This is a genomic window from Micromonospora sp. LOL_025 (assembly GCF_048060285.1).
Taxonomy (GTDB): domain Bacteria; phylum Actinomycetota; class Actinomycetes; order Mycobacteriales; family Micromonosporaceae; genus Micromonospora.
The window spans coordinates 1-505 of sequence record NZ_JBHMIR010000123.1 but is presented as its reverse complement, the minus strand read 5'-3'; the positions used below and the strand labels follow the sequence as shown (position 1 = coordinate 505).

1 protein-coding gene is annotated in these 505 nt (G+C 76.4%); it reads left to right on the top strand.

Going from position 1 to position 505, the window contains the following annotated elements; genetic code table 11:
* Nucleotides 1–505 (top strand): AMP-binding protein (locus tag ACFHW0_RS31765; protein ID WP_416613316.1); only part of this gene is annotated, 505 nt, incomplete at both ends.

Below are 505 nucleotides of genomic sequence, written 5' to 3'. Positions count from 1 at the left end.
TGGTCAGCGGCGCCACCCTGCACATCGCCGACCCCGCGCACCGCCTCGACCCCACCGCGCTGCACGACTGGATGCACCGGCAGGGCCTCACCGTGGCCTTCGTCCCCACGCCCATCGCCGAAGCCATCCTCCGACTGCCCACGCCGTCCACCAGCGCCCTGCGCACGCTGCTCACGGGTGGGGACGCCCTCACCACCCGGCCTTCCGCGCGCACCCCCTACGCCCTGGTCAACCACTACGGGCCCACCGAGGCCGCCGTCGTCGCCACCGCCGGGCCCGTCAGCCCCGACGGGGTCCACCGGCCCGACCTCGGCACCCCGATCGACGGCGCCCGCGTCCTCCTCCTCGACGCCGAGCTGCGCCTGGTGCCGCCCGGCGCGCCCGGCGAACTCTGCATCGCCGGCGACGGACTGGCCCGGGGATACCTCGGCCGTCCGGGGCAGACGGCGGAGCGGTTCCTGCCCGACCCGTACGCCACCACACCCGGCAGCCGCCTCTACCGCAC